Annotated in this window: 14 protein-coding genes; 9 read left to right on the forward strand and 5 right to left on the reverse strand. The window is 66.7% G+C overall.

All coding sequences use genetic code 11. The features are described 5' to 3' along the window. Positions 1-301: 301 nt before the first annotated feature. Positions 302-544, forward strand: a complete 243-nt coding sequence (locus P9A17_RS25255; protein ID WP_278041495.1) for a hypothetical protein — start codon at positions 302-304, stop codon at positions 542-544. Between the two features lie 264 nt (positions 545-808). On the opposite strand, the gene P9A17_RS25260 is transcribed toward P9A17_RS25255, so the two are convergent. The 3 genes from P9A17_RS25260 to P9A17_RS25270 form a co-directional block, all read right to left on the reverse strand. Then, positions 809-1,345 (reverse strand): DUF3618 domain-containing protein, encoded by a 537-nt coding sequence (locus P9A17_RS25260; protein WP_278041496.1) that lies wholly within the window; start codon positions 1,343-1,345, stop codon positions 809-811. A 21-nt stretch (positions 1,346-1,366) separates the two neighbouring features. Continuing rightward, positions 1,367-3,373 carry a serine/threonine-protein kinase gene (locus tag P9A17_RS25265; protein WP_278041497.1) on the reverse strand — a complete coding sequence of 669 codons (2,007 nt, stop codon included), beginning with the start codon at positions 3,371-3,373 and terminating at the stop codon, positions 1,367-1,369. Positions 3,374-3,509: 136 nt separating this feature from the next. Then, entirely contained in the window at positions 3,510-4,817 is a 1,308-nt protein-coding gene (locus tag P9A17_RS25270) for a hypothetical protein (RefSeq protein WP_278041498.1), read from the reverse strand. Positions 4,818-5,259: 442 nt separating this feature from the next. Between P9A17_RS25270 and P9A17_RS25275 the strand changes: the two genes are divergently transcribed. The 7 genes from P9A17_RS25275 to mobF all read left to right on the forward strand — a co-directional run bounded on the left by P9A17_RS25275 (position 5,260) and on the right by mobF (position 13,782). Next, a complete protein-coding gene (locus tag P9A17_RS25275) occupies positions 5,260-6,876 on the forward strand; it encodes a ParB N-terminal domain-containing protein (protein WP_278041499.1) in 1,617 nt (538 codons plus the stop codon). 230 nt (positions 6,877-7,106) lie between these two features. Further along, positions 7,107-7,343, forward strand: a complete 237-nt coding sequence (gene nrdH / locus P9A17_RS25280; protein ID WP_278041500.1) for a glutaredoxin-like protein NrdH — start codon at positions 7,107-7,109, stop codon at positions 7,341-7,343. A gap of 62 nt (positions 7,344-7,405) precedes the next feature. Continuing rightward, positions 7,406-7,990: a DnaB-like helicase N-terminal domain-containing protein gene (locus P9A17_RS25285; RefSeq protein WP_278041501.1), complete on the forward strand. Its 585-nt coding sequence runs from the start codon at positions 7,406-7,408 to the stop codon at positions 7,988-7,990. A 308-nt stretch (positions 7,991-8,298) separates the two neighbouring features. Next, positions 8,299-8,841 carry a hypothetical protein gene (locus tag P9A17_RS25290; protein WP_278041502.1) on the forward strand — a complete coding sequence of 181 codons (543 nt, stop codon included), beginning with the start codon at positions 8,299-8,301 and terminating at the stop codon, positions 8,839-8,841. A gap of 76 nt (positions 8,842-8,917) precedes the next feature. Continuing rightward, positions 8,918-9,226, forward strand: coding sequence for a hypothetical protein (locus P9A17_RS25295; protein WP_278041503.1), 309 nt, complete (start codon positions 8,918-8,920; stop codon positions 9,224-9,226). A gap of 386 nt (positions 9,227-9,612) precedes the next feature. Beyond that, a complete protein-coding gene (locus P9A17_RS25300) occupies positions 9,613-10,572 on the forward strand; it encodes a DUF4192 family protein (protein WP_278041504.1) in 960 nt (319 codons plus the stop codon). A 405-nt stretch (positions 10,573-10,977) separates the two neighbouring features. Continuing rightward, positions 10,978-13,782 carry a MobF family relaxase gene (gene mobF / locus P9A17_RS25305; RefSeq protein WP_278041505.1) on the forward strand — a complete coding sequence of 935 codons (2,805 nt, stop codon included), beginning with the start codon at positions 10,978-10,980 and terminating at the stop codon, positions 13,780-13,782. A gap of 264 nt (positions 13,783-14,046) precedes the next feature. Here the strand turns inward: mobF and P9A17_RS25310 are convergent, their stop codons facing one another. Beyond that, entirely contained in the window at positions 14,047-15,987 is a 1,941-nt protein-coding gene (locus P9A17_RS25310) for a cyclic nucleotide-binding domain-containing protein (RefSeq protein WP_278041506.1), read from the reverse strand. Further along, complete coding sequence (locus tag P9A17_RS25315; protein ID WP_278041507.1) at positions 15,984-17,882, reverse strand: aminotransferase class V-fold PLP-dependent enzyme; 1,899 nt, start codon at positions 17,880-17,882, stop codon at positions 15,984-15,986. The genes P9A17_RS25310 and P9A17_RS25315 overlap by 4 nt, the downstream gene beginning before the upstream one ends. A gap of 171 nt (positions 17,883-18,053) precedes the next feature. Here P9A17_RS25315 and P9A17_RS25320 point away from each other — a divergent pair, with 171 nt between their 5' ends. Continuing rightward, positions 18,054-19,556 carry an adenylate/guanylate cyclase domain-containing protein gene (locus tag P9A17_RS25320; RefSeq protein WP_278041508.1) on the forward strand — a complete coding sequence of 501 codons (1,503 nt, stop codon included), beginning with the start codon at positions 18,054-18,056 and terminating at the stop codon, positions 19,554-19,556. Positions 19,557-19,667 lie beyond the last annotated feature (111 nt).

The following is a 19,667-nucleotide window of genomic DNA, read 5'->3' on the forward strand; positions in this document are numbered from 1 at the left end:
TTCGAGAACCCGCCAGGTGTCCACAGACAGAGCGGGAGTGATACGAGAGCGAGGTCTCGTAGTGCCGTTGGCAAGTCTGTTGCGGGAAAGAGCTCTGGTTGTCCCCGTCTCTTTGAGCGCTGCCCTTGCATTCTTGGTGTCGCCCCCGCCACCCGCTTGGAGCGGCAGTCCTTTAGGCAACTTTGAACTTGTCATTCCGCAGCGTTATGACTTCCACACCTGGCTATGGTGGATAACCGAATGTCCGGCAGTCCCGCAGCCAACGCCGGATTGCATCCAGGTGCACGGGATTCCACGACCAGTGGCCAAGGCTTTTAACTACAGCGGTATCGCGCGGACGACTGACGACATGTACACCCTCGTGATCGACGACCCGTTCGGACTGCGATGCGGGGACATCTACTACGGCCCCGCATACCCAACACACGACGTGTATACCTGGGACAAAGGGACCATGCGAGGAACGCTGGACTCCACTTTCGACATTGGATGCGATGGCGCGCCCGGTCAGGTCGCCTACGACTTCACACTCTCCCGCGTGTAAGAGTTGGGTAATGCGTTGATGGCATGATTCCGGTCGAATTGCCCACCGGCACCACCGACGTCGTCGCCGTCTGCGATTACCCCGACGTCTAGGGCAACACCGCCGTCTACCCCATGGGTGACCCGATCGCGTGGTCAACGTTCGCTGCGATCATGTCGCGTGATAGTCGCGCTGGCCATCGCCCGAAGGCGACCTCGACCCAACCTGGTGCCGGGTTTGCCGACCAAATGCGGGGCAGCTCAGAGGAACTGGCACTGTGCCGGTTTAGAGGTCCAGGCTGTAGCCGGTTTCACGTTCGGCGCTGATGCCTCGCTCGTCCGCGCGGCTCTTTACCAAATCCGTTACACGAGCCGGTATCCGAGCTGGATCTGCTCGGGACGCGAGCTCGTGGGCAGTCTGCGCAAGGCCGGCGCGGGTGATCAACGAGAACGCGAATTGAGCGGCTTCAGCCGAGTCACTCCGAACCGATGCTTGTTGACCGCCCGATTGTTGGAGACCTGCGTCGGAGCGTTCGTAGAGGTGGGCGGTGTTGGTGCGGCGACCGCGGGTCAGGGCCACGTAGAGCAGGTTTCGGGTGGTGGCCTCGCCTTCAAGCGAATACTGCTCGATGTATCCGACGACGCGCCGATGGCCGATGCGGAACACACAGCACTCATAGGGATCGTCGCCACTGTCAAGATAGAAGAATCCGCGATCGTCGGTTCGACCGATGAGGATGGATCCGTGAAGACCCGTTGGACCGTCGAGGGTTCGATGGGCGGGTCTTTGGTGGAGCTCAGGGGTTTCGAACCCCTGATCCATAGATTGCCTGAACGTGGTATCTCAACGCACCTGCCGCGACAGCGCGTCGACCAGCGATCCGTTGAGGAATTCGGTGGCCGCGTAGCCGCCGCGCTCCAGCGCGGCGATCACCGTCGGATCGTCGACGATGATGGTCGCCCCGCGGTACTGCGAAAACGGTTCCGGTAGACCGTTATAGCCGCCACCGCCGGCGCCGGCGTCGGTGCGCACCACGATCCGCACGTCGGGCGCCCCGTCGTTGAGCGTGATTGCATCGGGCACTGTGCGGGTGTCGCCGGGCTCGCCGGGTCCACGGTTGAACGTGCCGCGGTAGCGGAACCCCAGCCCCGACAAATACTGCGCGGCAGGAGAATCCGCCAGCGCCGCGGTGATGCGGGAGTCCGATACGTGCACCACTTCGACGGTCTTGCCGTCGAACGCGGGATGTTCCTGCCGGATCGCCGCCTGCTCGCGGGCCGCGCTGTCGAGGAGCTCTTCGGCTGTCGTGGAGCGGCCCAGCATCCTGGCGACCCACTGCAGTTGGTCCTGCCACGTCCACACCGGAGCGCCCTGGGGGCGGGTCACGGTGGGGGCGATCAACGCGAGCTTGTTGTAGGTGGCGACGTCGATGGCGGCGGTGTCGATGATCAGGTCGGGGCGCGCCGCGGTGAGCACTCCGGTGTCGAGTTCGGGCAGAACGCGGGTGTCGCCGGTGAGCAGGCGCTGCTCGTAAGGCGGCAGCAGGCCGCCCTCGGTGACCACCGCCACCGGCTGCACCCCCAGCACCAGCACTGCCTGTGCGTCGCCGGGTCCCAGCGCGGCGACCGCGCGCGGCTCGGCGGTGATCTCGGTGACCCCGCGGCTGTGGGTGAACGTCTGCGCCGGATAGCCGGGTGCCGGTTCGCCGCCGGACAACACGACCCCGGCGATGGCGGCGGAGCCGATCACTAGGACCGTGGCCACCAAGGCGGCGATCCAGCGCGGTTTCCGCCACCACGGCGGTCGTCGCGGCGGCAGCGCCGGCATCGCGAACCACGCCCCGCCCGGCGACGGCCCACCACCGCCGGGAGTCCCGCCAACCGGTCCAGCAGCTGCCGGTGGCGGCCCACCACCGTCGTCGCGGAGGTCGGGCGGCTGCGGCGGCATAGGCACCAAGTTCCCGCTCATGTCCCACGGCGCGGTCACCGAGCCGGTCGGGGCGCTTCGGGTGCCGGGGGCGGAGGACCCGAGCGCCTGGGCGGCCGCCTCGGCCAGCTCGCGGCCGTTCTGATACCGATCGGCCGGGTTCTTGGCCATCGCCCGGGCGATCACCTCGTCGAACGCCCGGGGTAGCCCGGGGGCGGCGTCGCTGGCGCGCGGCGGGGGCGCGGACAGGTGCGCGGCCACCGTCGCGGCCATTCCCTGCGATGTCGAGAACGGTGCATGCGAGGTCACTAGCCGGTACAGCGAGCAACCCAGCGAGTACACGTCGGAGCGGCCGTCGAGTGGCCCGCCGGCCAGGCTTTCCGGCGATGCGTAGGCCACGCTGGCCATCACCGTCCCGCTCTGGGTGAGGTGGGTGGCCTCGTCGAGGGCGCGCGCAATGCCGAAGTCGGCCAGGAACACCCGCTCGTCGCCGGGCCCGAGCAGGAAGTTGGCGGGTTTGATGTCGCGGTGCAGCACGTGGCGGCGGTGCGCGTAGTCGAGCGCTTTGCCGACTTCGGTGACGATGTGAACCGCCCGCTGCGCGGTCATCCGTCCGGCTTTGAGTTCGCGGTCGGCGTCGCTGCCAGCGACGTATTGCATCGCGATCCACAGCTGGCCGTCGGCTTCGCCGCGGGCGTAGATCGTGACGATGTTCGGGTGGTCCAGGCTCGCGGCGAGCTCGGCTTCGCGTTCGAACCGTTCCCGGAACTGCGGGTCGGCCGACAGCTCGGCCGACAGCACCTTCAGCGCGTCGCTGCGCGGCAGCGTCGGGTTGCGCGCCCGATAGACGGTGCCCATGCCGCCCTGGCCGAGGATGCCTTCGATGGTGTAGCCCGCCACCACCGAACCCGCGCTCCACGCCACGTCGTCGACCCACCCTTGCCTTGCCTGCACCGATCACGCCGGGAGCTCCTCACAGCTCCCTTCGGCGTCGTCACACCTTGTCACAGGGTGGCACGGCACCCGAGGACGCCGCACGGCCGCCGGCTGAGCGGGGACGCTATTCGCCGGACAATATGCGGTACTGCGCGGCGATCTGCTGTTTGACGTCGGCCGGGCTGGCCGAGAATGAGGTGAACGCGTACTGGTCGGAGCGGGCCACGCACTTGTAGCGCCACAGGACGCGTTGCCAGGAGATCGCGGCTTCGGGGGGCAGTCCGTCGCGCTGCTCGAAGCATCGCGCGTTGGGCAGGCCGGGCACACCGCCGAACGGCCGCACTTCGGCGGGCTTGCCGATCTCCTGGGCGAACCGGTCGACGATCTCGGCGGCGCCGGCGGGACTGTCAGCCTCATAGACAGTGGTCAGCCGCTGGGAGACGGTCTTGACGCCGGCCGAGGTGAACAATGTCGACGACTTCAGCGGGTCGTCCTCGAAGTGCAGCCAGGCGCGCGGATTCCAGGCGCCGACCATCCAGGGCACCCGGTTGTCCGGGGCGTTGAGCGTCTTGGCCAGCAGCTGCCCGGTCGGGTCGAGCGGCAGGTCGGCCAGCTTCGACAGCTCGGTGGGCACGAACTGACCGATCAGTTGCTTCTGCCGGTCCAGGCAGGCTTGCGCGATCACTTCCGCCGACCGCCGGAAGAAGTCCAGGTCTCCGCGCACCGACTGGGCGTATTGATAGAGCACGTAGGGGCCGTGCGCGGTGAAACTGCCGACCACTTCGCGGGCCGGCAGCACCCCCTTTGGGGGAACTTCGAAGGCGGTGGCGATCGCGTCGGGATTGCGGTCGAACGGGATCCGGCGCCCCGCCGGGGCTCCGAAGGGTGGCGGCAGCGCGGCCGCCATCTCCGGGGCGGCCGCGGCGGCGGCGGCCGGATCCGGGAACCGCATCACCACGTTCTTCAGCGCCAGAGCCGGTTCGGGACTGTTGGGCAGCGGATCGATGCGCACCGTGGAGAACCCGGTGACCAGGTTGTATTTGGTGGCCACCGCGACGATGCCCGGGGAGGCCACGTCGTTGAGGGTCATCATCTCGGGGACGGGGATGGTCCCGGTGACGGCGGTGTGCAGCGCCCCTTCACGTTTGACGAGCGTGGCGTCGATTTCCCACGGCCCGACCACATACTGCGCGAGCCGCTGACCTTCAAGATTGCCCTGAGCGTTGCGGTCGTCACCGACGGTGCCGAACGGATGGGTGGGCACGGTGCCGTACGGGCCGGTGTCCATCAGGGCGACGTTCGCCTCGTCGGGATGGGGTGCGTCGGTCGCCGGACGCGCCGTCCCCGACAGCGTGGACGAGCACCCGACTAGGGCAGCGGTGAGAACCAGCAGGAACGCAGCCCGCACTCCCCGAGCGGCGCTGCTGCCCATCGCGATCCCTCCCCCGGCGTGCACGGCCGTCCGGCGGACGGCGCGACAACCCCATACTGCCCGACCCGGGTCGCGATGATGCGCGGGTCGGTACCGACGGCCGGGTTGCAGGGACCGGCGCTGCGCGCCGACCGGTGGAAGCGCCTGCGGCGCTACGAATCTGTTGGCACTGATCCCCTTCGGGGACAGTGCTTTTCGTTGCCTTCTCTGGCTCTCCAGTCTAGCTGGCGGGCAAGTCACGCAAGGACACCGGCGGCGCGGGCCGCTGCGCGGCGCTGGGCCTGACGGCGCACACACTTTTCCCCGAGACGGCCTCCGGCCTGGGAAAACTGTGCGCCCGGGACCTTGCGTTTGGTTGCCTTCCGCCAGCTGACGACCTTCGTGCCAGAAACGGCGAAAAAACAGGCGGCCACCAGGTCGCCCCTACCGAAGGAGGTCCGGCATGTCCGGCACCAGCACCACCACCGAGGGCCTGACGCACGATCACGGCGCCATCGCCCATCTCGACCCCACCACCATCGTCATCGGCGACAACGTCCGGGACCTGCCCACGCTGAACGACGCGTTCGTCAGCAGTGTCCGCGAACACGGAGTGCTGCAACCCATTACCGCGTTGCGTGACAGCGGCACCGGGCAGGTCACCGTGCTCGACGGCCAGCTGCGCACCCTGGCCGCCCGGGAGGCCGGGCTGGCCACCATCCCGGTGTACGTGCGCGACGACACCGCCGCCGACACCAAAGTCGCCGTCGCGGCCCGGGTGGCCCACCAGATCGTCACCAACGACCAGCGCAGCGCCCTGACCGACGCCCAGCGGGCCCGCGGCATCCAGCAGATGCTCGACGCGGGAGTCACCGCCGCCAAGGTCGCCAAACGACTGGCCGTGCCCAAAGACACCGTCGCCGCCGCGCGCGCCGTCACCGCGTCGACCCGCGCGATGGACGCACTCGACGACGGCCAACTGAGCCTGGCCGAGGCCGCCGCACTGACCGAGTTCGACGAGGACCCCGACGCGATCTCCCGTCTGCTCGGGGCCGCCGGTCGACCCCAGTTCGCGCATATCGTCGCCGCGCTGCGCCAGGAACGCCAGTCAGCGCAGGCCTACGACGACGCCGCCACGGCGTGGCGGGACCGCGGTTTCACCGTCCTCGATTCCGCGCCGCTGTGGCGAGACACCGGGTGTGTGGCGCTGCGGTATCTGCGCCGCGACGGTGAGACCGTCACCGACGCCGTGGTCACCGATCCCGCCCACTGGGCGGCGCTGCTGGAGGAGACCGCCAGCTTCGTCGACCGCGACACCGGTGAACCAGTCGCCGAGGACGACATCGATTTCGACACCGAACGCGACCCCGACACCGAGGCCGCCGACGGTCTGCGCCACTTCCGCACCGTCATCGAGAAGCCCACCTTCGCGCCGCAGTACTTCTGCCTCGACCACGACGCCGCCGGACTCGATCTGGTCGAGTACTTGGCCAACACCAATCCCGCGACACCGTCAGACCCCAACCCCGGCGAGGAAAACGGTTCAACGGACGAGGCCGAACCTTCCGACGTCCAGCGCCGGGATCGCCGGAAAGTGCTGGCGCTCAACCGACTCGGGACCGCCGCGCAGCAAGTGCGCCGCGACTTCGTCACCAAACTGCTCACCCGCAAGACCCCGCCCAAAGGCGCGGCCATTTTCATGGCGGAGTGCCTGACCCGTGACGGCTACCTGCTGACCCAGCACAACGGCGCCGACCTGGCCGCCGAACTGCTCGGACTGGCCGACGCCGACGCGGTGCGCGACACTGTCGCCAAGCTCGGCGCGAGCGGTGATGGTCGCGCGCAAATGCTCACCCTGGCCTTGGTTCTCGCGGCATTGGAGGCGCGCACCCCCAAAGATGCGTGGCGTAACGCCGCAACCTCCGCAGGGGTTAGCGGGCACTGGGCGCGATCGGTCACGACAGTGGACTACCTGACGTTCCTGGCGGCCAACGGCTACACGTTGGCACCCATCGAACAGGTCGCCTCGGCGGCACTGTCGGCTGACGAGCTGTTCGACCGCGACAACACCGACGGATAATGGGCAGGCGGTGGGGGCGGGCTCACGGGATCGCCCCCACCGCCGATATCCATTCTTCGCAATGCACACATTAGAAAAAGCAGATATTCGAATACCGTTGCCGGAGCGGATATCAAAGAATGCTCTGGGGACAAGAAATTTCCTGCGGATATCCGCAATCAGTGCATTTCCTTGTCGCACAGCGCAAATAGAATAAAGCAAGAGAAAAGAAACGCAGAAAGGTCCGCGCCATGCATTCCATCACCGTCTACACCAAACCGGGATGCCCGCAGTGCCGGGCCACCACCCGGGCCCTGGACCGCGCCGGCCTGGACTACGACTGCATCGATATCAGCACCGACCCCGACGCCCGGGATTTCGTGATGAGCCTCGGCCATCTCCAGGCGCCGGTGGTCGTCGCCACCGACCGGCACTGGAGCGGCTACCGGCCCGATCACATCACCGATCTTGCCACCGACGTTGCCTGACAACAGGAATCGACCAGCACAGCGACCGCCCGCTAACCTCGCACCTCGAAACGGACCACGCTATGACCACCGCCCCCGACACCCCCCGTCCCCGCGCCCTCGCGCTGGTCCCCGACGGGGACGAGCCGACCGCCCCGGCCGTGGCGCGGATCCTGCACCACTGGGATCCCGAATCGCAATTGCTCGGCGCGCTGCTGCATCTACCCTGCGATGCTGTCGCCCCCATCCTCGAACTCGTTCCCGCCGAGGCGATCTGGCGTCCCGAGCACCGCTGGATCTACGAACTCATCGATCACCTCGTCGGCACCGGCGCCGACCCTGACCCGGTCGTCGTCCTCAGCACCGCCCGGCACCGCCCGCCAGTCGACGCGGCGCATCCCGGTGAACCGGTCACCCCGGGCCGCCACCATCGCCTCGCTGTGCACCTGGCCGACCTGTACACCCGGGTCATCACCCCGGCTGCCGCCGGCCAATACGCCGGCGAAGTCCTCGACAACGCCTACCGGCGTGCCGTCGCCTTCCACGGCACCCGCATGACCCAGCTCGCCGAAACCGATGCCGACCACGACACGCTGACCACCTACCTCACCGCCATGCGCGCCGAACTCGCCGATCTGTGGCGCCGCCTGCAGGCGGCCCATCGGTAGGGCGCGGGGTCTTCGTCGCCTGCGGCGCCGTCGGGTTGGGTGCCCACTCACCTAATTTGCCTGTCAGCGTGGGCCCAGTGTGACCGCCGGGGCCCCGTCACGGTCAACCCACACCCGCGCCGAACTCCGCAGGCCGAGTGACCTTTACGGCCCTACCGGATACGCCGAGGCGCTGACGCGCCGGCGCGCGGGGCCGCAAACCCTGCTCCGTTCGCCCCGGCCTCTTCGGGGTTGACCGCGCCACCCCGCCGGTCCCCCATCCCACACGCCAACCGGCGCACTCATCACCTACTGCAACGGAGAACATCATGACCACAACAGCGGCCGTGCACACCACGCCCCCGGCCACCATCACCCACACCACCGCCGTCCTCATCGGCGACATCGGCTCCGACATCGCCGTCTATCACGCCCAAACCTCCGACGCCCGCATCGGACTGATCTTCGGCACCACCCTGATGACCTTCTACTCGGCGGCCGCCGTCCAAGGACTGCTGGAAGCCTTCGCCGCCGCCCGCGGCGCCTCCACCCGGCTCCCGCGCCGCATGGCACCACCGAGCGGCCCCGCACCGCAGGGGCCCTTCGCCCGCACCACCCTGGCCGTCGAATGGACCCGCCGGCCCGCCTACTGCGTTGTCCCGCAAAGCGGAACGACCAAAGCGGGCACCACCACCGCCCACTGGATCGACCTGCACTGCGGACCGCTGACCTTCCAGATCCGCGACCACATCGCCCTCACCTCAACACTGCTGCTGCTCACCCGCACCCACAAGACCGCGACCGCGGTCTTCCTCGACGGTCCCCGCCACCGCACCGACCCCACCCGCGACGACTACCGCCCCACCGGCTAACGCCCCAGCGCACCCGGCTACCAACACCCGGTGGCCGGGTGCCGCACGGCACCTTCCGCATTGGACAATCAATGTCATGGACATCGACTTCGCGCTGGGCCGGCAGTTCCTCGATGTCGACGGCCGACCCCGCCAACTGCGGTTCCGCCGCACCGATACCGACACCACCGGCGACGTGCTCTCGGGCACCGGACAACTCATCGCCGTGATCGCCGATCCACACCGCCCCGACACCGACGACGTCGTCACCCTCAGCCGCCCCGACGTCGCCTTCGCCGACATCGAAGCCGCCCTCGACGGCTGGCAGCAGTGGGCCGCCCTCGGCGAGGAAGCCATCAACCTCACCGAGATCCGCCGCCGCCTCGAAGCCGCCGGACTGCACTAGCCGCACACCACGCCCGCCGCGCCCAACCACAAGACGCGGCCCCCTGACCCCCGCGCGCCACGCTCCGCGCGGGGTATCGGCGCCTGCGGCGCCGTCGGGTTGGGTGCCCACTCACCTAAATTGCCTGTCAGCGTGGGCCGAGTGTGACCGCCGGGGCCCCGTCGGCGTCAACCCACGGCGCTGATCCCGCTCGCCCGTTCTCCGCTGCGCTCCGCCCGTGCGGCACCGGCGACATTTCGTCCCCTACTCCAAGCTCGCTGCCGCTCGCGGGGGACGAAATTCCCCTCCAGCGCGGCGCCTCACAGGGGTTGACCCCGCCACCCCAGCGGTCCCCCATCCCACACGCCAACCGGCGCACTCATCACCTACTGCAACGGAGAAACATCATGACTACAACAGAACTCAACCTCACCAGCCCCGCCGACATCCTCGCCGCGCTCCCGCACATCCTCGGCTACATCCCCACCGACGACCTCATCGCGCTCACCTTCGACACCGCGCACACCACACCGCACATCACCCTGCGCGCCGCGATCCGCGCACCGCTCACCCTCACCGACGACGACGCGCACCGCTTCCCCGACCTGTGCGGTCTCACCGCCGACCGCACACCCGGAGCGCTGCTGATCGCCATCACCCCCGAGCACCGCAGCGCACCCACCGCACACCTGCTCGCCACGGTGCGCACCGCACTCCACCGCACCGGCATCCTCGTGCACCGCACTCTCACCACCGCGACCGTCACCGACGCCGGCCACTGGCTCGACCCCGACACCGGACACCACGGCGCCACCAAGCCTTACACCGACTCCGCCGCCACCGCGCTCGGCGTCCTGCAGGGACGCGTCATCGCCGCCTCACGGCAGGCCATGGCCGACGAATTCACCGAAGCCGAGCTCGCCCCCGAAGTCGACACCGACGACCTGCCCAGCGTCGCCGCACAAACCGCCGCCGACCTCCAACGGGTCATCAGCGAGAACGGACATCCGTCAACAGATCTCGCAGCACGCACCGCCCTCGTCGTTAGCGCCCACGTCGGACTCCGCGACGAACTCCTGCGCCTGGGCGCCGACCACGAACTGGCCGCCGCCCGCACCTGGACCCTCATCGCCGCCCACCACCGCGGCCGCCGCCGCGCCGAACTACTCGCCATGGCCGCCCTCACCTACTACGCCGCCCAAGACACCGTCCGCACCGGCCTCGCCCTCCACAACGCCCGCGAAGCCCTCGACCACGACGCCGAGCTCCCCACCCTCGCCCTGCTGACCGAGCACGCACTCCAAACAGCACTGCCGCCCAGCCGAATCCGCACACTCCTCACCCGAGACGACAGCAGCCGGACCTAAGCGAGCCCGTCACCAGCGCCGGCGCGGCCACACCCGCCACGGGCCCCGCGCCGGCGCGTTACCACCCGGCCCAGCCAGCCGACAGCGACGCACCAATTTCGACGCACACCAAACAGGCCAGCGCCACCGCCTCGGCCGCCAACGCGACCACCGCAAACCAAATCTTGCCCACACCAACCCCTTCCACCACAACCTCACCCCACCCTAAAACCGCCCCACCCACACCCCACGCACCAATCGCCCCGCCACCCACACCCACCACCGCACCCCCCCACCCCACCATCAACCAAAAAGCGTCTGGCACATTGGCACAGGGGTGCAATACTGGTTTCGGGCGCGCTGCGCGCACCCGAAACGCTGTTACCGCAAGCGGTTTGATATCCGCGCCGTCTGGATGAGTTTGTCATGTTGACCATTGCGCGTCTGAAGCGCCGTAGCATCGCGTACTACACCGCGACAGCGAATGAGGCGAAACAGGCTGCACTGGACCGGCAGAGCGCCAACGGTGGCCTGGCCGAGTACTACACCGAAGGCGATACGCGGATTCCGACTTGGGTCGTGATCGGTGACAGCGCGGTGGTTTCTGCCGTGACGGGACTGAGTGACGGCGCGCTGCACGGGGGTGAAGCGGACAACGACGCGGTGACTACCTGGCTGGATAACGGCAGGACGCCCAGCGGTATTCAGGGCCGCGCGTTCACCGACAGCAGCGTGCACGGCTTCGATCTGACCTTCGCGGCTCCGAAAAGCGTGTCACTGATCCGTGCCCTCACCGACGATGTCGCCGAGAAGATCGTCGCGGCTGCCCATGCCAAAGCAGTGAGCGCGGCGATGGAGTATCTGCATCAGCACGCGGGTTACACCAGGGTGCATAACCCGCAGACCGGGGCCAAAGATCTGCAGCGCCTGCCTGGTTTGGTCGCCGTCGCTTACCAGCACGAGACGTCGCGCTGCGGCGATCCGCATCTGCACACCCACGTCATCGTGCCGAACCGGCAGCCCCGCCGGGACGGACAACTGGTCAGCCTGGACTCGAAGTCGCTGCACCACGAGGCAAAAGCCGCTGGCATCGTGTATCAGGCAACGCTGCGCCGCGAGCTGTACGCCGAGCGCGGTTTCGAATGGAACCCCGTCGACGCGCACACCGGGATGGCCGAAATCGCCGGTGTCGACAAAGCGTGCATCAAATCGTGGTCACAACGCTCGACGCGCCTGCGGGAATGGGCGCGGGACAACCTGGTCGTGGTCGACGGTGAACCCACCGCGGCGCAACTGGCCGCCGCGCAGAAGGCGACACGCCCGGTGAAACCGGAGGGCCTCGCGTGGGCGGATCTGAAGGCGCAGTGGCGCACCGATGTGCGGGGGCTGGTGCTGGACCGCGCAGCGCACTTCGAGGCGCGCACCGCACGTCGCGCCGATGCGCGCTCACTGGATGCGGCGCACATCGCGCACATGACAGCGCACATCGACAAGGCCGCGTTCACGCGCGCCGATCTCGTCGAAGTGGTCGGCGCGCAACTGCCCATCGACGAGCCGGTGGAACCGCGCGCGGTCATCGAGCGCATCGTCGACGCCGCGGCGATCCGCGTGAGCGCAGTGCGCGCAGCGCACGAGCGGGAGGGCTCGGAGCGATTCACCGTCGCGCCGGTGATAGTGGAGGAGGAACGCATCCTCGACCTTGCGGACCGGCAAGGGGGCACCGCGCGTCTTGATGTTCGCGCCGAGGATGTCGGTGACCTGTCGGTCAATCAGCAGCGCGTCATCCGCAGTATCGCGCTGTCACCGTTCCTCGTCCAACCGCTGCAAGCCCCGGCGGGTGCGGGAAAAACTCACTCGCTCAAGGCGCTGCGGGCAGCGGCACACCGCGCGCGCAAGGAGGTGCTCGTGTTAGCACCGACCGGAAAAGCTGTCGACGAAGCGATGAGCGAGGGGGCCGGCGATCGCGGGCTCACAGTGGCCAAGGCGCTGCATCTCATCGCCGACCGTCGCCTCGAAGTCACGCCGTCCACTCTGGTGATCATCGACGAGGCCTCCATGCTCGGTACCCCCGAACTCCAGAAGCTTATGAGTTGCGCGGCCGCGGGCCGTTCAAAGATGGTGCTCGTCGGTGACCCATACCAGTTGGCGCCGGTGAAGGCGCGCGGCGGCATGTTCGAGCAGTTGTGCGCCGAACTGCCGTGGTCGCAACGGCTCGGTGAAGTGTGGCGGATGCGCAGTACCGAAGAGCGCGACGCGTCGCTGGCGCTGCGGTCCGCGCAGGGTCGTCGTCTGCGGACCACGGTCAAGTGGTACCGCGATCACGGGCGCCTCCACACGGGTGATCCGATCGCGATGGCCACCGACGCTCTCACGGCATACACCGGGGACCATCAGCACAAGCGCGACGCCCTCCTCATCTGCGACACCTGGGAGATGGCCGACGCACTGAATCGCCGCCTCCACGACACGTACAACGCGGACGGCCCCACCGTCCGATGTGGACGAGACCAGCAGGTCGGGGTTGGAGACTTGATCATGAGCCGCAGCAATGACACAACGATCTCCGTGCAGCCGGCTGCTGCCAACGGCGGCAGCCGAGTGGATCAAGTTCGTAACGGAAACCGCTGGCTCGTGAAAAGCGTTGATACAAAGAGCCACAGGGTGACGGCCGAACGTGTCGGCGATGGCGCAAGAGTCGTGTTCGAAGGTGACTACCTGCGCGACAGCGTCACATTGGGCTATGCGGCCACCGTGCACTCCGCGCAGGGCGTCACCGCAGACCGGTCCTACGCCATCGTCAGCGAATGCGCCTCGCGGGCAATGCTGTACGTCGCGATGACACGTGGTAGGGACGTAAATCAGGCGTACATCTACCAGCGTTTCGGAGGAGAAGCCGACCACGAACATTCCAAGCCTATCTTCGGCGATGCTGTTCACCTCAGCCAGCGCGGCAACAAATACAGTGCGGCGCATCGATTCCGAGGAATTCTCGCGAACGATGACAGACCGCGAAGCATGCACATCGAGGCTGACCGCGCGGATCGGGGACTTCTTTCTGGCAACGTAGTCGAGGTGCTGCAAAGGAACGACATGCGCCGCGGTCGGCGAGACGCCGCGTGGCGAGCGGCCGGGATGGCCGAAAGTGTGTGGAACGCAACTTCGGAGCGCCTTGCGAATTCCATCAAACGGAGCCGAGTGCGGGGTCGCGAAGGTGTCAGTGCGGAATTGTGAGGCCGTGGATATAGCTGACGTTGGTCTTCCCTGACCGAAGTCATCAGCGGGAATCTAGTTGGGCGACAATAGTCCTGACTACGGCAGGTCACCTATACTGGTGGCTGCTGGACTCTGTAAGGGGCATGAATTCGATTGCGCGCCCTATTTCAAGCCGAATGCCGCTCTGCAGAATTTTGAATGATCCGCGCGGTTCATAGTTTGGTCTCGATTTTAAGTTTACTGAGTTGTCCAGCGGCTTTTCGGGAATCAACTAGGTTGGTATCAGGAGAGGGCGGCACGCAGCGGGGCGCCGGGGATCTGGAGCAGGACGGTCCCCGACGTAGCGGTCGCGGTCGCCGACCGTGGGGTGCCTGGCCTCAACGCCGTGTACTCCCCGAACAGCTGCCCGGCAGTGATTGTGCGGACGAGGGACTCCGCACGTTCCATCCGGACCTGGCCGGAGACGACAAAATACGCGTCGTCTCCGAAATCATTCTCCCGAAAGATCACCGAGGAATGCTCGCAGCGGCGCACGGTCACGCCACCGGCGACCGCATCAATTGTCTCGGCGTCGAGCGCCGCGAGCAGGGGCACCTGCGATAGTGCGGTGAGATGGTCGGCCGGCGCGGGTAGGTGCGCTGTGCGCTCCGATGAGGCAGCCTCGATGACCTGGCTGGTGGCCGGGAAGCCGGTGAGGATGGCGAGGAAAGCGTTGCGCGGCAATGTCCAAAGCAGACAGTTCGTCGTCGCCCGGACGGTGGCGGTGCGGGGACCGTCGGCTAACAGCGCCAGCTCGCCGAAGAAGTCGTCAGGCCCCAGCGACCGCACAAACCTGCGATCGACGTACACCTCGAGCTCGCCATCCTCCACAACGTAGAACGCGTCACCGTACTCACCCTGATGGATCACCACCTCCCCCGCGGCGACGTCTAGGGGTTCGATCTGGCTCGCCAGGCGGTCCCGCAGAGAGTTCGGCAGTGGGTCGAAAAGTGCGACCCCGTCTAGTGCTTCGATCCGCTCCCGCGTCTCGGCCACTCTGGCATCGGTCCGCAATACCGGCAACGCGAGGGCGATCGCGCCGACCGCCGCCGCCACACCCAAGACGTACAGGCTGGTGCTCACCGACCACCGATCGATCAGGTAGGCAGCGGCCCACACACCGGCGGCGGTCGCCAGGCACCCGGCACCCTCCAGCGTTCCTAACACCCGGCCACTGGATGACAACGGCACCAAGCCTTGGATTTGAACCTGGCTAGCCGTGGTCACCAAGGCGGCTCCCGCGCCGAAGGCGATGCTTGCGGCAAGGACGAGCACCGCGTGCGGGACCGCGGCGGTGAGACCGAGACCGAGTCCGGTGACCAGGGTGGCGAAGACGAACCACGGGCCGAGGCGGCGCCGCCCGATCGCGCCCAGCGCCGCCCCGGCGAGTAGCCCACCTGCGGCGACGCCAGCGAGGAGCACGCCGGGCCCCGCGTCACCCCAGCCGAGAGTCTCGATGGCCAGCGGGATAACGAACACTTCGCTTGCCCCCAGGGCCGCGAACCCCAGCATGGTGATTAAAGCGACAGCACGTACATCACGCTGAGCGATGGCGCGCGTTCCGCTGATCACCTCCGCGACCGCGCGCCGCAGACCTGATCCCGGGATCACCGGCGGGAGATCTGACGCCGCCACCCGTACGATCGCCGCCGCGGCTGCAGAGCCCAAAGCGAACAAGGCCGCAGCTGACATTGCGATCGCCGGTGTTGTCGCGGCCAACATTAACCCACCTGCCACTGGACCGACCAGCACGCCGACGTTCTCGCTGGCGCTGAGCCAGGCGTAAGCGCGGATGAGTTGCTCGGGGCGCGTGGTGACCGACGGCAGCAGGGCCGCACACGTTGGTCGGACGAACAGCGTGGCGATCCCCTCGACCACCGCCACCACGACGAGCACCGCCACTGAGGGGAACAAGGCTGCCGAGACGACCGTGAAACCCACTGCGAGAAAACGCAGTCCGAGCATCAGGGCGAGAACGCGCTCACGTCGGTACCGGTCGATGATGTACCCGACGGCCGGGCCGAGCATTCCGGCGGGCAGCACCGATGCGACACCGATCGCGCCAATGGCGCCCACGCCGCCCAACGAGAACGCGAAAACAGTTGCTACCGAGTACCACATCCACTCGGCGATCGACCCGGACAGCCGACTGACGATCAGTAGGCTGACTGCGCGTGAACTCAAGAGCGCTGCAGTCGTGTGTGAACGGCGTCTTGGATACGCTCTCTCAGAGCGGGTAACCGCGCCGCGACCGCGTAGGCATGTTGTGGTACCACGAGGAGCCGCAGTGGCGTAGTCGCCACGACGTCGGCCAGTCGCGGATAGCCGAACCCGCCACCCCAGTCGGCGGCGGCAAGTTCGCCGAAGAAGTTGCCGGATCCCAAGGTGCGGACCAGCTCTGCATTGACGAACACCTCGACCGTGCCGTCGAGGATGACGTAGAAGTCGCGGTCGGGGTCCCACCGCCGCACAATCTGTTCGCCCGGTGCGGCCGTTCGCACCTGGCATGCCGCGGCAAGGAATTCGACTGTCTCTTCGTCGGCGTCGGCGAACACCTCCAGCGCGGCCATCTCCTCGACGCTGATGTCGATGACACCGTTCCAGGTAATTGGAACCGAGGGCGTACGGCTGACTATCTGAGTCAGGCCAACGGCTTTGGTCGCGGGCGCGGCTACATCGCGTGATTCCAACCAAGTCAGCACCCCGCGTACGTCCTCCCAGCCAGAGGTGTGGTTGAGCACGCACAGACGGATCGCATACCGCCCCTGCAGCCGGGTGGACGACACAAGTCCGTAGCCAGATTCTTCGAGAGCCCGAACAAGCTCAGCGTTCATCGCACCGAGCCGCGCCTCGTCGTCGACTTCGCGAAAACGTCGACGGAAGCAGATGATTCCCAGTTGCGCAGGCAGCAGGAGTTCGAGATGGACACTGCTTTCGACGTATTGCTGTGCCGAGGCCGCGAGGTCGAGCGCCCGGTCGATGGTCGCGCGGAACGCGTCGAGTCCGAAGTAGCGAATCGAGATCCAGATCTTGAACGCCCTTGCCATCCGGCTCAGTTGAAGACCGAGATCGGCGAAGTTAACCTCGCCCGACGACACCACCGCGTCCTTGAGGTAGTCGGGTGTCATCTCGAATGCCCGCAGCAGACGCCGTCCGTCTCGTACGAGCACTGCCCCACATTCGAACGGTTGATACAGCCACTTATGCGGGTCGAGGGTCGCCGAGTCGGCGCGTTCGATGCCTGCTAATGCGGTACGCCCGCGTTCGGTGAGTGCCGCGAATCCCCCGTACGCGGCGTCGACATGCATCCACATGCCGTATTTCGCACAGATGTCTGCGATTTCGTGCAAGGGGTCAATGCTGCCGCTGTTGGTGGCCCCTGCTGCAGCGGAGACGAAGATGGGTCGGCGCCCTGTGCGTACATCGGCCTCGACCGCACCGACGAGGGCGTCGGCGCGCATCGCATACCGGTCATCGACAGGGATGATGCGCACCTGATCGGGGCGGAAACCTAGGATTCGGCCGGCGCGCGCCAGCGAAGAATGTGCTTGATCCGACACGTAGGCGACGACGTCATCGGTCATGGGACCGACGAGATACTCGCGCGCAGCGGCCAGAGCCGTCATGTTCGCCGACGAACCTCCGCTGACCAGAACGCCCGCGGCCGTCTCCGGAAGACCGAGCCAGTCGGCGAACCAACGCAGCACTGTGAGCTCGACTTGACTCGGACCCGCCGACTCCATCCAGGCGCCACAGTATGCGTTGACCCCCGCGGCAAGAAAGTCACCGAGGGCCGAGGGCCAAGTTCCGTTGGACGGAATGAAAGCGAAGTAGCGCGGGTGCTCGCTGCGGGACATGAAGGGCAGCACATCCGCGCGGAGGTCACGCAGAATGGTTTCGAAGCTTTCGGGGCCGCTGGGCGGCGTGGCAGGAATGCGGGCGACCATCTCCGACGGGGTGGCCCTCCGCAATGTAGGGGCATCAGACGCCGTCAGATGATCAACCAGAAAGTCGACCATGGCGTAGCCCTGCTGACGCATCGAGTCAGCGTCGATAAACAAGGGATCGTCGGACTTCACTGCCGTGACGGTACCGACGTCCGCTGGGCTTTACAGCACTTCGAAGATATGTAATCAAGTTTCGTTGGCTCAAATCTGCTCAACGACAAGGTCGTTGACTATTCAAGCGCCGCGTTTCGCGCGTTGGTGTCCGCCGACCGCGCTGGCGATGACTGTCTTAGTCTGTGGCCCATGGGGAGGTACTGGCAGTGGCTATGGGACCGGCACGGGCGGCACTACTCGTGGGCGCTCATAGCGACTGGCGTCGTTATCGGGGTGGGTGGTTACCTCGCCCTTGCGTTGCTAATCGTGGGCTTCGAACGGTCTGATCATTTCGGCGCGGCGGTCGTCGTGACAGTGATCGCCGTGACGATCTATCAGACCGCGGTCACCCTCCTGGGGTGGCGGTGGTTACGTCCGGTGCAACTGTGGGCTGCTGGCTGCGATGTCGACCGGCTGGAAACGTTGAAGGGCACCTACGCCTACTCAAGGAAGTTTTCGAGACACTTGGTGTGGGGTGCCGCGGCATGTGTCGCTGCGATTGCAGCGGCCGTCGGAGTGATCGTCGGCGCCTCTGCTCCGAGAATATTTCAATACGCTGTGCTGGGTGCGCTTCACGGAGCAGGTGCTTCGCTGACCACGTCGAAAGCCATCATGGAAGCGGCTCTGTGGCCAGTTCGGATGGCGCTCATCGGCGATTCGGACATCGGGGATGGCCTGCCACGTTCTCGGCCATCATTCGCAACGCAAGTCAATCGATCGATGGTTGCCCTCGCCTTCATCTTCACGATGGGCGGGACCCTCGTGGTCGCTGTTTACAGATGGACTGCCGACTTCCCCGTCCTTTTGGGTGTCGTTGCGGGCGCTATCACGCTGCTGTTTGGTGTGCCGTTCGCGGTCGGCAATGGGCTGGCTCCACGATTGCGACCGATTCGCGATCTCGCTGCCGGCGCCGACCGCGTCGCCGCCGGTGATTACAGTCAGCGGTTGCCCGTGGGTCAGGATGATGACTTGGGTGTGCTAGCGGCAGCGTTCAACAGGATGCAGGCCGGACTCGCTGAGCGACAACGTCTTCGGTCGGCGTTCGGAAGTTACGTTGATCCCGCCTTGGCGGCACGGCTCCTCGAACAGGGTGACGAGGTGTTTTCTGGAGAGCGCCGCGAGGTGACGCTGATGTTCCTTGATGTGCGTGACTTCACTCCGTTCGCCGAGGCCAACACCGCCGAGGACACCGTCGCCCGCCTCAACGATTTGTTCTCCGTCGTCGTGCCTGCCGTCGTCGACGCCGGCGGTCACCTCAACAAATTCCTGGGTGACGGCGCGATGGCCGTGTTCGGCGCACCAAATCACGTGCCTCAGCATGCCGACGCCGCCGTGTCGGCCGCTGTCACGATCCACGCGCGTGTCGCCGAGCGCTTTGATGGCGACGTTCGTATCGGCATCGGTATTAACACCGGTGTGGTAATCGCGGGAACCATTGGTGCCGCGGGCCATCTGGAATACGCGTTGATTGGCGATACGACAAACGTCGCCGCGCGCGTCGAGCAATTAACCAAGATCACCGGGGACCCGATACTCCTCACAGGCATGTGTGTCGATGCCCTGTCGTCGCGACCGTCGGGTCTTGTCGACCGCGGCGCGCATGCGCTCAAGGGGAAGTCCGCATCGACACGAATTTACGGTCTCACACCGTGACCGGGCCCAGACGAACTGTTCGTACCCCTCCGACGACGGATCGACAACGACTGACTGACGAGGTTGTCGAATAACTCAGGCAACAGGAACGTTGCCTGAGCCCTTCGCATC

The organism is Mycobacterium sp. 236(2023), from assembly GCF_029623955.1.
Lineage (GTDB): Bacteria > Actinomycetota > Actinomycetes > Mycobacteriales > Mycobacteriaceae > Mycobacterium.